The organism is Sphingobium scionense (assembly GCF_014197035.1).
Taxonomy (GTDB): Bacteria; Pseudomonadota; Alphaproteobacteria; order Sphingomonadales; family Sphingomonadaceae; genus Sphingobium; species Sphingobium scionense.
In genome coordinates, this window is record NZ_JACIEU010000001.1 from 278465 (window position 1) to 292448 (window position 13984).

9 protein-coding genes are annotated in these 13984 nt (G+C 63.5%); 8 read left to right on the forward strand and 1 reads right to left on the reverse strand.

What is annotated here, in order from left to right:
- Nucleotides 1-95 precede the first annotated feature (95 nt).
- A complete protein-coding gene (locus GGQ90_RS01140) occupies nucleotides 96-1400 on the forward strand; it encodes a sugar MFS transporter (RefSeq protein ID WP_188080424.1) in 1305 nt (434 codons plus the stop codon).
- Nucleotides 1401-1616: 216 nt separating this feature from the next.
- Here GGQ90_RS01140 and GGQ90_RS01145 read toward each other — a convergent pair whose 3' ends face one another.
- On the reverse strand, nucleotides 1617-2384 hold the full coding sequence (locus GGQ90_RS01145; protein ID WP_188080425.1) for a FadR/GntR family transcriptional regulator: 768 nt from the start codon (nucleotides 2382-2384) through the stop codon (nucleotides 1617-1619).
- Nucleotides 2385-2614: 230 nt separating this feature from the next.
- On the opposite strand from GGQ90_RS01145, the gene araD1 reads away from it, so the two are divergent.
- From araD1 to GGQ90_RS01180, 7 genes are all read left to right on the forward strand, one after another.
- Entirely contained in the window at nucleotides 2615-3607 is a 993-nt protein-coding gene (araD1, locus tag GGQ90_RS01150; protein WP_188080426.1) for an AraD1 family protein, read from the forward strand.
- Between the two features lie 4 nt (nucleotides 3608-3611).
- Nucleotides 3612-4538, forward strand: coding sequence for a Gfo/Idh/MocA family protein (locus GGQ90_RS01155; protein ID WP_188080427.1), 927 nt, complete (start codon nucleotides 3612-3614; stop codon nucleotides 4536-4538).
- 19 nt (nucleotides 4539-4557) lie between these two features.
- The gene (locus GGQ90_RS01160; RefSeq protein ID WP_188080428.1) at nucleotides 4558-6123 is read left to right on the forward strand and encodes an alpha-N-arabinofuranosidase; all 1566 of its coding nucleotides are present in this window, start codon (nucleotides 4558-4560) and stop codon (nucleotides 6121-6123) included.
- A gap of 83 nt (nucleotides 6124-6206) precedes the next feature.
- Entirely contained in the window at nucleotides 6207-7244 is a 1038-nt protein-coding gene (locus GGQ90_RS01165) for an arabinan endo-1,5-alpha-L-arabinosidase (RefSeq protein WP_188080429.1), read from the forward strand.
- A 52-nt stretch (nucleotides 7245-7296) separates the two neighbouring features.
- Entirely contained in the window at nucleotides 7297-8742 is a 1446-nt protein-coding gene (locus GGQ90_RS01170; protein ID WP_188080430.1) for a glycoside hydrolase family 43 protein, read from the forward strand.
- A 258-nt stretch (nucleotides 8743-9000) separates the two neighbouring features.
- Nucleotides 9001-11829: a TonB-dependent receptor gene (locus tag GGQ90_RS01175; RefSeq protein WP_188080431.1), complete on the forward strand. Its 2829-nt coding sequence runs from the start codon at nucleotides 9001-9003 to the stop codon at nucleotides 11827-11829.
- 121 nt (nucleotides 11830-11950) lie between these two features.
- The gene (locus tag GGQ90_RS01180; protein WP_188080432.1) at nucleotides 11951-13981 is read left to right on the forward strand and encodes an MGH1-like glycoside hydrolase domain-containing protein; all 2031 of its coding nucleotides are present in this window, start codon (nucleotides 11951-11953) and stop codon (nucleotides 13979-13981) included.
- Nucleotides 13982-13984 lie beyond the last annotated feature (3 nt).

Here is a 13984-nt window from a genome sequence, read left to right on the forward strand (position 1 = left end):
GACGGGCGGTTACGGGGGATATACTCCGACAAAATAAGCGGACGCAACCCTAGATCGGTCTCGTCAGCTAGTGGAACTGCACTGGAGAAGGATGAATGGCAGGACCGATTTCCTCAGGCGCTGCGCCGGTCGCAACGCATAACCCCGGCACGCGTTATGGGCCCGCGCTCGCGCTGCTGGCCAGCCTCTTCTTCATGTGGGGCTTCATCACCGTCATCAACAACACGCTGCTGCCGCATCTGCGCAGCGTGTTTGCGCTAAGTTACCTGCAGACGACCTTACTCGAGTTCGCCTGGTTCATCGCCTATGGCGTTGCGGCCTATCCATCGGCGAAAATAATCGAACGGATCGGCTACAAGAAGTCACTTGTCGTCGGATTGCTCGTGATGGCTGCCGGTGCGCTAGGCATGACGCTCGCCGCCACGCTGGTTTCTTACTGGGTAACGATCACCATGCTATTTGTGATCGCTGCGGGCGTGACTTTGCTCCAAGTCGCGGCAAATCCCTATGTCGCGGTCGTTGGCAAGGCCGAAACCGCCTCCTCGCGCCTCAATCTGGTGCAGGCGATGAACTCAATGGGCACCATGCTGGCACCTCCGTTCGGCGCCTATCTGATCCTCGGCCGGTCGAAGAGTGGCACGGCGCAGGGCGAAGTCGTCCTGACTCAAGCTGAACGTCTGGCCGACGCACAGTCTGTGATTTTGCCCTATGTGCTGGTCGCGATCGTGCTGGCGGTGCTGGCCATCGTCATCGCCCGCTTCCCGCTGCCAGCAATGGGTAACGCCACGACGCGCCACAACAAGGAAGAGCGCAAGAAACATTCGCTCTGGAAGCATCGCAATCTGGTGTTCGGTATCCCGGCGATCTTCATCTATCTGATCGCGGAAATCGGCGTCGCCAACCTGTTCGTCAACTTCGTCAGCCAGCCCACCATCGCTAACCTGACGCCAGCACAGGCGGGCAATTATCTGACCCTGCTGTGGGGCGGGATGATGGTCGGCCGCTTCGCCGGTTCGGCGATGATGCAGAAGTTCGATGCGGGCCATGTCCTCGCTGCCTTCTCGATCGGCGCCTTCATCGTGATGCTGGTCACCGTCTTCACCACCGGCCCGGTCGCCATGTGGTCGCTGATCCTGGTCGGCCTGTTCCACTCGATCATGTTCCCGACCATCTTCACCCTGGGCATCAAGGGCCTCGGCCCGCTGACCGAAGAAGGTTCGGGCCTGCTGGTGATGGCGATTGCCGGTGGCGCACTGGTCGTGGTGCAGGGCTGGATGGCCGACCATTACGGCCTGCAGACCAGCTTCCTGCTGACCGCTGCCTGCGAACTCTATGTCCTCTTCTACGCCCTGTGGGGATCGAAGACGACGCAGGCGCTGCCGGAACCGGAACTGCACTAAGCATCCGGGGCTGCCGCCCAACAGAAAAGGCCGGGGTGGATCGCCACCCCGGCCTTTTTCTTTGGTCGTTTTGTTATGCGCCTCCGGCGCTTTCGCACCGGCCCACACCCCCACCCGGCCACCCAGACATGGTATCCTGATGGGCGGCCGGGTGGGGGTGTGGGCCGGTGCGACTCTTAAAAAATGCGCTCTTCCGCGCATTTTTCGACAGACGCTTCAGCGCTCCATCGTGCTCGCCGTATCCTCCAGCGCCAGGTCGACCAGCACCCCCATCGCCTCGGCCGCCGCGACCGGATCACCCGCCGCGATCGCATCATAGACGCGGACATGGTCGGGGATCGGATTGCGCGGCAAAGCCCGAGCGCGCTGCTTGAACTGGGTGGTCCAGTTGACCGCCGCACCAATGCTGGCGGTCAGCACCAGCAAGGCATCGTTGCGCGTCGCGTTCAGGATCGCATTGTGGAAATCGCGGTCGGCCGCGCGCCCTGCCTCGGTCGCCAGCGTATGGCGGCGCATCGCTGTCAGCGCATCCTTCATGATGCGCAGATCCTCCTTGTCGCGCCGCGTCGCCGCCAGCCGCGCCGCTGCCGGCTCGACAATGGCGCGCAGTTCGAACAGGTCGCGCACGAACTGGATGTCGGGCTCGCCGGCAAAGGCCCAGGCCAGCACTTCGGGGTCGAGCAGATTCCAGCGGTTGCGCGGCAGCACGCGGGTGCCCGCCTTGGGCCGGCTTTCGACCAGCCCCTTGGCGGTCAGCACCTGGATCGCCTCGCGATAGGCGCTGCGCGATACTTCCAGTTCCTCGGCAAAGGCAACTTCGCCTGACAGCGTGTCGCCGGGCTGATATTGGCCGGACAAGATGGCCATGCCCAGCTTGTGCGCGATCGCGCCATGCAGTCGGCGACCGGGGCCGCGCGCCGGCTTGGCCGCCCCCCCGCCATTGTCCGCCCCTGCCCCATTTTCAGGCGGCTTCCCCTGTTCCATTCATGCTCCTCTCGGCCCGCCCCTCATCAGGCATGGCTCTTCTTAAAAGACAATCATTGCCATTACCATCTTCCTGTAATATGTCGGAGTAATTAAGGGATGGAAAGGGAAAAGGCGGCCCCGGTTCGGCCAGTCGCCCAGCCTTTCCAGGCAGCGCGCCGCCATGGCGCAAAGCGGATTGTCTAGCCAATACCAGCGCCACGGATCGGCGCGCGGGAGGAGAGTTTTTCATGACATTGCGTCTGTTGCAGCACCGCGCCGAAAACGGCGTCCGGTCCGTCATTGCGGCCGAAGGTGACACCGCTCATTTCGTTCCCGGTTTCGACAGCATCCGCGCCCTTGCGCTGCATGCCATCGACCGCAAGATCAGCCTGGCAGAAACGGTCGCCGCCGCCGGCAAGGGTGATGCTGTCAACATCGGTGTCGCTTTCGAGGCCGGCGAACTGCTCGCCCCGATCGATCATGAGGATGGCGCCCATATCCAGCTGACCGGCACCGGCCTCACCCATCTCGGCTCGGCCGAGGGCCGCGACAAGATGCATCGCGAGGCGGCCGCTGCCGAAAAGCAGACCGATTCGATGCGCATGTTCCTGGAAGGCCTCGAAGGCGGCAAGCCCGCCGCCGGCCAGGCCGGCCAGCAACCCGAATGGTTCTACAAGGGTGACGGCTCGCAGCTCGTCGGCCCGACCGATCCGCTGACCATGCCCGCCTTTGCCAAGGATGGCGGCGAGGAACCGGAAATCGCCGGCATCTACATCATCGGTCCCGACGGCATGCCCTATCGCCTGGGCCTCGCGCTCGCCAACGAGTTCAGCGACCATGTGACCGAGCGGCACAATTATCTGTGGCTCGCCCATTCCAAGCTGCGCCAGGCCTCGCTTGGCCCGGAACTGCTGGTCGGCACCCCGCCCGAGCATATCGAGGGCACCAGCCGCATCCTGCGCGACGGCCAGATCCTCTGGGAAAAGCCGTTCCTGTCGGGCGAAGGCAATATGTCGCACAGCTTCGCCAACCTGGAACATCATCATTTCAAATATGACCTGTTCCGCCGCCCCGGCGACGTTCATGTCCATTTCTTCGGCACCGCCACCCTGTCCTTCAGCGACGGCGTGCAGACACAGGAAGGCGACGTGTTCGAAATCATCGCCGCGCCCTTCACCCTGCCGGTGCGCAATGCGCTCAAGCGCGCCGAACCTGTCGAAGTGACCGTACAGGCGCTCTGAAGCGATGGACCCGATCCGCATCGCGATCATCGGCATCGGCAAGATTGCACGCGACCAGCATGTCCCGGCCATCCGGGGGAACAGCGCGTTCAGTCTTGCCGCAACGGTCAGCCCGCATGATGCCGGGCTGGACGGCGTGCCGCACCATGCCAGCCTGGACGAATTGCTGGAACAGGGTCCGGCCGTCGATGCGGTCGCGCTCTGCACCCCGCCCCAGGTCCGTTACGACCTGGCGGCGCAGGCCCTGGCCAAGGGCATCCATGTCTTCCTGGAAAAGCCGCCCGGCGCGACCCTGGCCGAAGTGGCCGCGCTCAGCGCCCGTGCCGACAAGGTCGGGGCCAGCCTGTTCGCGGCCTGGCATTCGCGCTTTGCCGCCGGCGTCGCCCCGGCCCGCGCCTGGCTCGCCGAACGGCGGATCGACAAGGTGTCGATCATCTGGCGTGAGGATGTCCGCGTCTGGCATCCGGGCCAGGCCTGGATCTGGCAGCCCGGCGGCCTCGGCGTGTTCGACCCCGGCATCAATGCCCTGTCGATCGCGACCCATATCCTGCCCCGCCCCTTCTTCCTAAAGGACGCGACCCTGGTGCTGCCGGAAAACCGCGCTGCGCCGATCGCCGCCGATATGCTGTTTCGCGACACCGCCGGCGCGGAAATCCATATGGATCTCGACTGGCGCCAGACCGGCCCGCAAAGCTGGGACATCATAGTCGAGACCGATGCCGGTCCATTGAAGCTCAGCCATGGCGGCGCCGTGCTGTCGCTGCCCAGCGGCACCGACCATGGCGAGGATATCGAATATGCCGGCCTCTACAGCCGCTTCGCCACGCTGATCCGCGGCGGCCGCAGCGATGTCGATACCGATCCGCTGCGCCTGGTTGCCGACGCCTTCCTGCGCGGCAAGCGGGAAACCACCGACGCATTTCACGACTGAATTTCGAGAGGAGAGAGGAATGTTGAAAGCCCTGCGCCGTACAACGGCCGCGCTGCTGCTATGCGCCACCGCGCTCGCCCCGGCCACGCACGCCCAGACCGGCGGCAAGCCGACCACGGCGACCATCCACGCAGACCAGCCCGGTGCCGTCTATGACAAGCGCGTCTTCACCCAGTTTGCCGAGCATCTGGGCAATGGCATCTATGGCGGCCTGTGGGTCGGCAACGACAAGTCCATTCCCAACACCAACGGCTTCCGAAACGATGTGGTCGCGGCTCTGCGCAACCTGTCGGTGCCGGTGATCCGCTGGCCCGGCGGCTGCTTCGCCGACGAATATCACTGGCGGGAAGGCATCGGTCCGAAAAAGGATCGCCCGGTCAAGATCAACACCCACTGGGGCGGCGTGACCGAACCCAACACCGTGGGCACGCACGAATTTTTCGAACTCCTGCGCCAGGTCGGCGCCGAAGCCTATATCGCGGGCAATGTCGGCAATGGCACGCCGCAGGAGATGGCCGAGTGGGTCGAATATATGACCTCGCCGGCCGGCACCCTGGCCGATCTGCGCGCCAAGAACGGCCATAAGGAACCCTGGGCGGTTCCCTATTTCGGCGTCGGCAATGAGTTGTGGGGCTGCGGTGGCAACATGCGCGCCGAATTCGCCGCCGACGAGACCCGTCGCTATGCCACCTTCGTCAAGGCACCCGCCGGCACCAAGATCATGAAGATCGCTGCTGGCGCCAATGTCGACGACTATAACTGGACCGAAACCATGATGCGGGTCGCGGGCGACAAGCTCGACGGCGTCTCGCTCCATTATTATGTCCACCCCGCCGGTGGCTGGCCGCCGCGCGCACCTGCCGTCGACTTCGACGAAAATGGCTGGGCCGATGCGCTCAATGGCGCGATGCACATGGACGAGCTGATCACCAAGCACAGCGCGATCATGGACAAATATGATCCCAAGAAGCGCGTCTTCCTGGCGGTCGACGAATGGGGCAGCTGGTACGCTCAGGATCCGGGTACGCATCCGGGCTTCCTGCGCCAGCAGAACACGCTGCGCGACGCGCTGATCGCCTCGATCCATCTCGACATCTTCGCCAAGCATGCCGACCGCGTCCGCATGACCGCGATCGCGCAGATGGTGAACGTGCTGCAGGCGATGATCCTGACCGACGGCAAGAAGATGGTGCTGACGCCTACCTATCATGTCTTCGAGATGTACAAGCCCTGGCAGGATGCCACCGTGCTGCCGATCGACATCCAAACGCCCTGGTATGCCAAGGATCAGTACGCCATGCCGGCGGTCAGCGGCTCGGCGGTGAAGGGCAAGGATGGCAAGGTCCATGTCGGCCTGTCGAATCTCGACCCGAACCAGACCAACACGGTCACCGTGAAGCTCGACGGCCTCAACGCCAGCGGCGTCACCGGCCGCATCCTGACGGCGTCGGCGATCAATGCGCACAACAGTTTCGACGCGCCCGAAACCGTCAAGCCCGTCGCCTTCACCGGCGCACAGGTCAGCGGCGGCGCGCTGACCGTCGCGCTGCCGCCCAAGTCGGTGGTCGTGCTCGAACTGCAATAAGGCTTTTCGCCAACTGGGTGGGCGGCTCTTCGGGGCTGCCCACCCATTTTTTCGTTTTCGATAATTTGGGGAGAGGCCGGCAGATGCGGCAGACCATCATCACCTTGGCAAGCCTTGCCCTGCTGGCCGGCAGCGCGATCGCCCAGCCCCCGGCCACGCCAACCGAGCAGCCCGCCACCACGCTCAACGACCGCCTGACCGGCAACCTCGTCCCCACCCATGACCCCGTCATCATCCGCGAAGGCGGCACCTATCATGTCTTCAGCACCGGCCATGGCGACCGGCTGATCGAGACGCGAACCTCGCCCGACCTTGTCCACTGGACCGCCGGAAAGCCCGTGTTCACCGCGCTGCCCGACTGGGCGAAGCAGGCGATTCCGGGCAGCAACGGCATGTGGGCGCCCGACATCTCTTATGTGAACGGCCGCTATCGCCTCTATTATTCGGTCTCGACCTTCGGATCGAACCGTTCGGCCATCGGCCTTGCCACCAGCCCGACGCTGGACCCCAAGGCGAAGAATTTCGGCTGGCGTGACGACGGGCTGGTCCTGATGTCGACCAGGGAGGATGATTACAACGCGATCGATCCCAATTTCATCATCGACCGCGATGGCCGCCACTGGCTGAGCCTCGGCAGCTTCTGGACCGGGATCAAGCTGTTCGAACTGGATGCCAAGACCGGCAAACCCAAGGATCCCAAGGCCAAGCCCTATTCGATCGCGCGTCGCCCGGCCCCCGCCGGCGGCCCGGCGCCGGTGGAGGCACCCTTCATCGTCGACCATGGCGGCTATTATTGGCTGATGGTCAGCTATGACTATTGCTGCAAGGGCGTGAACAGCACCTATTACACCGTGATCGGCCGTTCGAAGGCGATCACTGGCCCTTATCTGGGCAAGGACGGCAGCCCATTGATGGAAGGCGGCGGCAGCATCTTCCTGCGCGCCGACCTGCAGGAACAGCAGCGTTTCCGCGGCCCCGGCCATGCCGGCTGGCTGCATGACAAGGATGGCAAAGACTATGTCGTCTACCATGCCTATGACAAGCAGGCGAACGGCGCCCCCACCCTGCGCATCGCCCCGGTGCACTGGGGGGCTGACGGCTGGCCCGTTGCCGATTATTGATCCAATTGTCTGACTATCGCCGCGTCCCGCCGCGGCATCAGGAGAGAGAAGAATGAATTTCGCCCTGTCCCGTCATCTGTCCCGCCGTGGCTTCCTTGCCAGCACCGCCGCCTTGTCGGCCGCGCCGATCGCCGCCCGTGCCGGTGCCGCGACCCCGGCCATAGCCGCCCCGGTTCCGGTCAATCCGCTGGTCAAGCAGCGCGCCGACGCGCAGGTCTTCCTGCACGACGACGGCTATTATTACATGACCGGGTCGGTGCCCGAATATGACCGGCTGGTGCTACGCCGCTCCAAGACGCTGGGCGGCCTTGCCACCGCGCAGGAAGCGGTGTTGTGGCGCCATGAGGCGAGCGGCCCGCGCTCGGGCTTCATCTGGGCGCCCGAACTGCATCAGATCGACGGCAGGTGGTATATGTATTTCGCCGCCGGCCCGAGCGGCGGTGGCGACGACGTGTTCCGCATCCGCACCTATGCCGTGGTATGTGACGGCGCCGATCCGATGACCGGCAAATGGAGCGTCCTGGGCGAGTTCCAGGCACCCTGGGACAGCTTCAACCTCGATTCGACCAGCTTCGTCCACAAGGGCGTGCGCTATTTCGCCTGGGCCCAAAAGGAGCCCGGCATCGAGACCAACAGCAATCTCTATATCGCCAAGCTGGAATCGCCGCTGAAGCTGGCCGGCAAGGCGACCCGCCTGACCGTGCCGACGCTCGACTGGGAAGTGCGCGGCTACAAGGTGGCCGAAGCGCCCGCCGTCCTGCATCGCAACGGCCGCCTGTTCATGACCTATTCGGCCAGCGCCACCGACGCGCGCTATTGCCTTGGCATGCTGACGGCGGACGAGAATGCCGATTTGCTCGATCCCAAGAGCTGGACCAAGTCGCCCCAGCCGGTGTTCAAGACAAGCACCGAAACCAGCGTCTATGGCCCCGGCCACAACAGCTTCACCGTGGACGAGAAGGGCCGCGACATCCTCGTCTATCATGGCCGCGACTATGAGGCGATCCAGGGCGACCCGCTGTTCAACCCGGACCGCCACACCCGCGTCCAGCGCCTCTACTTCCAGGCCGATGGCACCCCTGATTTCGGTGTTCCGGTCGGCAATGGCGCCATGCCCGAACGGTTCGTCTCGGCTGCCGATCCCAAGGCGCTGCTGGCGCATCAGGGCACCGACCTGATCGCGGGCAACCCTGCACTCGCCCAGACCCAGTTCCGCCAGTCGCCCGGCCGTGCCGGCGCGAAGAGCGTGATGCTTTCCCCCATCCTGCTGCCCGACCATTATCTGGTCGCGGCCAAGGACGGCACGGTCAGCCTGATGAAGGATGATCGCAGCGCCGATTTCGCGTTGCGCAGCCAGTTCGTCCGCTTCACTGACCCGGCCCAGGGCACGGTGCGCTTCGCCACGATTGCGGCAGCCGGCAAGCATCTCGCCGCGATCGACGGGCGCATCGGCCTCGCCCGCGCCAAGGATCCGCGCAGCCAATGGATTGCCGACTGATCGCGACTCGCCGAGTCTGACAAATAGGGCCATGGGCTTGCGCCGCCAAAAGCCGCGCAAGCCCATGGCCTTTTGGCATTTTATCCGCCGAAACCCCCACAAAATCGGGCCTATCCCCATGCTGCAAAATTGCCACATTGGCGCCATGTAGCGCAGCCTTGGTCCAATATTTCACTTGCGCTTCTCAGCATGTGGAAATAATTAGTCCGAGTAATTCGTGGGCATGGCAACGGGCCAGCCCCTTGGGGAGGACTTGAAATGGCTATCAGGCCGATCGCACTCTGTTCTGCATCCATCGTCGCGTTGACGCTGTCGAGCGCAGCCTTTGCTCAGACCGACGCCGCTCCGCAGACCGTAGCCCAGGAAGCACCGACCGAAGACATCGTCGTCACCGGCGTGCGCGCGTCGATCGTCGGTGCCCTGAACGTCCGCAAGAATTCGACCCAGATCGTCGATTCGATCGTGTCGGAAGATGTCGGCAAGTTGCCGGACAATAATGTGGTAGAAGCGCTCCAGCGCGTGACCGGCATCCAGGTCACCGACCGTGCCGGTGGCGAAGCGGCGACCATCACTATTCGCGGCCTCACCGATCCGTTGACCACCCTCAACGGCCGCAACATCTTCACTGCCGCCGGCACATCCTTCGCCCTGCAGGACATCTCGGCCAACCTCGTGAAGCAGGTCGACGTCTACAAGACGCGCTCGGCCGACCAACTCGAAACCGGCCTTGCCGGCCAGATCGACGTCCAGACCCGTCGCCCGCTCGACTTCGATGGCTTCACCATTTCCGGTCTGGCGCGCGGCGTCTATTCCGAACTGGCGGACAAGTTCAATCCGAACGTCGCGCTGCTGGTCAGCGATCGCTGGGAAACCGGCATCGGCGACATCGGCTTCCTGATCAACGGCAGCTACACCCGTGCCCATTATCGCAACCAGAATCTCCAGGCGGGCGCCATGGTGCCCTTCGCCACCGAAAATCCGCCCGCGGGTTCGGGCCTAACCCCGCTGCAGCGTATCTTCCCTGGCGCGACCAACGAGAACTGGACGCCGGGCCTCGACGCCGGCCTGCCGACCGCGCCGGGTTCGACACTCAACATCAACGGCGTGGAAACGCCCTATTATCTCTCACGCGACGCCGTCATCGCGTCCGACCTCTACGGCAAGCGTGAGCGTCCCTCGGTCAACGCCGCGCTCCAGTGGGCGCCCAATGACAGTTCGGTCTACACCGCCGAAGTCTTCTACACCGGCTTCCGTGGGGAAACCTTCAACAGCCTGCACTTCAGTTTCGCCGACTGGTGGGGCAACCTGCCCGCTGACGTGGCCAACAGCTTCGAACTCTATGATGGCACCAACATCATCAAGTCGCGCCAGATGGGCGCGGTCGCGGGCTTCAACAGCGGCGACATGGCGACCAACAAGACGGACAGCTATGTCTATGCACTGAACGCCAAGTGGAATGTGGGTGAGCGCGGCAAGATCGTCGCCGACATCGCCTATCAGGACAGCAAGAACGAAACCTCGTTCTTCGCCATTCGCACCGATCGCGGCCCGCTCGACATCGACGTCGATTTCAACGCGGGAGGCGGCCTGCCCGCCTACAGCTTCGCCAATCAGGGCGTGCTGACCGACGCAAGCCAGTGGACTGTCGGCAACCTGTTCGACAGCGGCACGAAGAATACCGGCAGCGCGCTGACCATGATGCTGGACGGCGAATATGAGTGGGACGAAGGCTTCCTGCGCCGTATCAAGGCAGGGTTCCGCTTCGACGATCGCAAGGCCGATTCCTATGTTCGCGATCAGGGCGCCGGTGGCCTGCCGGGCATGACGCTGGCGGCCTTCAGCCAAGGCACCCCCTTCACCAACAGCGGCTTCTTCGACGGACGCGCCGACATTCCGACCAGCTGGGTGCTGGCCGATCCGCGCAGCATGGACAAGGATGCCGTCCGCCAGCTCTACCGCGCCGTCGCGCCAGGCCTGTTGCTGTCGGATGAAATGAGCTTCGGCCATGTGTTCGGCATCAACGAAAGCAATCTGGCCGCCTATATAATGGCCGATGGCGAAGTCGAAATCTTCGGTCGTCCGCTCCAGCTTCAGGCTGGTGTGCGCTTCGTTGCGATCGACACGCTGTACGACTATTTCGACCGCGGCAATAATTTCGCGCGCACTACCGTGTCGACCGGTTCGGAAAAATTCCTGCCCTCCTTCACCGCGCGCTATAATCTGACCGACAATCTGCGCATTCGTTTCAACTATGGCGAAACGCTGCGCCGCCCGGCCTTTGGCGACCTCAACCCCAATCTAGCGCTGACGGGCGATCTCTCCCGCATCGGCTTCGGCTCGGGTTCGTCGGGCAACGCCAATCTGCGTGCGACCCATTCGAAGAATATGGACCTTGCGATCGAATGGTATTTCGAACGCAACAGCGCCATCTATGCGACCGCTTTCCGTCGCAAGATCGACGGCCTGGTCGTGCCGCTGACCGTGCGTGAGTTCATCCCGAACAACTATCTGCCGCGCAACGAAACCTATACCGAATATTTCAACATCACCCGGCCTGAAAATGCCTCGAACGGCACGCTCAAGGGTGTGGAACTGGGCCTGACCTACTTCCCGTCCTACCTGCCGTCGATCCTCGACGGCCTGGGCTTCACCGGCAGCGCGACGATCCTGGATTCCGAGCAGACAATCCCGGTCGTCAACAATGAAGGTGAGATCACCGGCACCACCAAATCGGCCTTCTTCGGCGTGTCGAAGCTGTCCTACAATGCCACGCTGGCCTATGACAGCGGCCCGGTCGGTGCCCGCCTGTCCTACATCTGGCGCAAGGGGTTCCTGAACAACAACGAAGGCCGCTCCTTCGCCAACCCGATCGGCATGTGGCGCGCGCCCGAAAAGAGCCTGGACTTCCAGCTGACCTGGAACGTCAATGACGATATCGGCGTCACTTTCGACGCGGTGAACATCACCAAGGCGAAGCAGCAGAACTATTACAAGTTCGGCGATGTCGGCAATCCGACGGAATTCAACTCCAGCACGCTGCTGATTGATCGGACCTTCGCTCTGGGTGTCCGTTTCAAGTTTGACTGAGTGCCCGATGGGGCGCGGCGTCTCCTCGCTGCGCCCCATTTTCATGGCGGTCGTTCCGGGAACCCTCTCCAACTCCCCGGAACGGCCGCCATATTTGTTTCAGGATACAGGGAGACGGACGATGCGCGCGATGAGGATGCTTCTGCTGGCAGGGGCTGCCATGATCGGCATGGGCGCCGCTTCTCCCCCTCCCCGCTCCGCCGGGCTGGATACCCATGCGATCGCAGTGCAGCGCTTCGGCAATGACGCGCCCTGGTATCAGGATCGCATCCCCTTCTTCGAATCCGCCGATCCGAAGATCGACGCCGTCTATTATTATCGCTGGCAGCTCTACCGTGGCCATCAGCGCGATCTGGGCGAAGAAGGTTACATCACCACCGAATTTTTCGACGATGTCGACTGGCAGCGCCATCCCTATGCCAGCCTCAACGACGCGACCGGCTTTCATCTGGCCGAGGGACGCTGGCTGAACGACCGGCGCTTTGCCGACGACTATATCCGCTTCATGTATCGCGGCGGCAATGACCGCCACTTCACCGACTATATGGCGGACTCGGTCTGGGGCCGTTACCTGATCGATGGCGACAAGGCGGGCGTGCTCGAACATCTGCCGGTGATGCGCCACATCTACCGCCTGTGGGACGAGAAGTTCGACTTCGACAAGGGCCTCTATTTCGTCGAACCCTTGCTCGACGCCACCGAATATACCGTCTCCTCGATCGACGCCTCGGGCGGCAAGGACGGGTTCCGGGGCGGCGACGCCTTCCGCCCCTCGGTCAACAGCTACATGTATGCCAATGCCCGCGCGCTGGCGAAGATGGCGACCATGGCCGGCGACACCGCCATGGCGCAGGAATATGAGGCCCGCGCGCAGGCGCTGAAGGACCATGTCCTTGCCGACCTGTGGAGCGAGACGCTCGGCCACTTCATCGACCGGCATCAAAGCCGCAAGAACCCGCACGTCAATTATTGGGATCCGATCCGCAATCGCGAACTGGTGGGCTATCTCCCCTGGATGTTTGACCTGGTCCCGGACGAAGCCAAATATGCCGGCGCCTGGACGCACCTGCTCGACCCCGCCTCGCTCGCCGGCAGGGCGGGCATGCGCACGGTCGAGGCCAGTTACGAATATTATATGCGGCAATATCGCTATCTGGGCGATGCGCCGGAATGCCAGTGGAACGGCCCGATCTGGCCCTATCAGACGACCCAGGTGCTGATCGCCATGGCCAATCTGCTCGATCATCACAGTCAGCAAGGCCCGGTCAGCCGCAGCGACTATATGCGCCTGCTACGCCAATATACCGCGCTCCATTATCAGGGGGACCGGCTCGACCTGGAGGAGGATTATCATCCCGAAACCGGCAAGCCGATCGTCGGCCTCGACCGCAGCCATCATTATTTCCACTCGGGCTATAATGACCTGATCCTGGGTGGCCTGGTCGGCATCCGCCCGCGCGCAGACGATGTGCTGGAGGTGAACCCGCTGCTGCCCGATGCCGGCGATCCGCAGGCGCTGGCCTGGTTCCGGGCGCAGGACGTACCCTATCATGGCCATCGCATCGCCGTGACCTGGGACGCGGACGGCAGCCATTATGGCCGGGGCAAGGGCCTGTCGGTCGAGGTCGACGGCAAGGAAGTCGCCCGGCGCGAGACATTGGGCCGGATCGAGCTGCCGGTGACACGCATCGCCAATGCGCCGGTCGCCCGGCCGATCAACCGCGCCGTGCAACTGGTGCGCAGCCAGTTCCCGATGGGCAGCGCATCCAGCAACACCGACTCCGAAAATGTCCATGACGCGATCGACGGCCGCACCTGGTTCTTCCCCGAACTGCCCAATGGCTGGTCCTCCGCGCCGGGAGAGGCCAACCAATGGTATGCCGTTGACCTGGGCAAACCAGTGTCCATCGGCCGCGCCGAACTCGCCTTCTTCGCCGACGGCAAGCAGTTTGCCGTGCCGCAATCCTATCGCCTGCAGGCAATGGTCAATGGCCAATGGCGCGATGTGGCGGTGCCCAAGGGGGTGCCGCGCGCCAATGGCGTGACCGACCTGCGCTTTGCCGGCCGCGCCGCGCGCCAGTGGCGCGTGCTGATGCGCCAGCCCCAGGGCAAGGCGATCCGGTTGGCGGAGATCAAGCTGTTCGACCGCTGAATT

What these genes read in the sequence shown, in the direction of transcription:
- GGQ90_RS01140 (WP_188080424.1), top strand. Translation starts at nt 96, where the DNA reads ATGGCAGGACCGATTTCCTCAGGCGCTGCGCCGGTCGCAACGCATAAC.
- GGQ90_RS01145 (WP_188080425.1), bottom strand. Translation starts at nt 2,384, where the DNA reads ATGGAACAGGGGAAGCCGCCTGAAAATGGGGCAGGGGCGGACAATGGC.
- araD1 (WP_188080426.1), top strand. Translation starts at nt 2,615, where the DNA reads ATGACATTGCGTCTGTTGCAGCACCGCGCCGAAAACGGCGTCCGGTCC.
- GGQ90_RS01155 (WP_188080427.1), top strand. Translation starts at nt 3,612, where the DNA reads ATGGACCCGATCCGCATCGCGATCATCGGCATCGGCAAGATTGCACGC.
- GGQ90_RS01160 (WP_188080428.1), top strand. Translation starts at nt 4,558, where the DNA reads ATGTTGAAAGCCCTGCGCCGTACAACGGCCGCGCTGCTGCTATGCGCC.
- GGQ90_RS01165 (WP_188080429.1), top strand. Translation starts at nt 6,207, where the DNA reads ATGCGGCAGACCATCATCACCTTGGCAAGCCTTGCCCTGCTGGCCGGC.
- GGQ90_RS01170 (WP_188080430.1), top strand. Translation starts at nt 7,297, where the DNA reads ATGAATTTCGCCCTGTCCCGTCATCTGTCCCGCCGTGGCTTCCTTGCC.
- GGQ90_RS01175 (WP_188080431.1), top strand. Translation starts at nt 9,001, where the DNA reads ATGGCTATCAGGCCGATCGCACTCTGTTCTGCATCCATCGTCGCGTTG.
- GGQ90_RS01180 (WP_188080432.1), top strand. Translation starts at nt 11,951, where the DNA reads ATGCGCGCGATGAGGATGCTTCTGCTGGCAGGGGCTGCCATGATCGGC.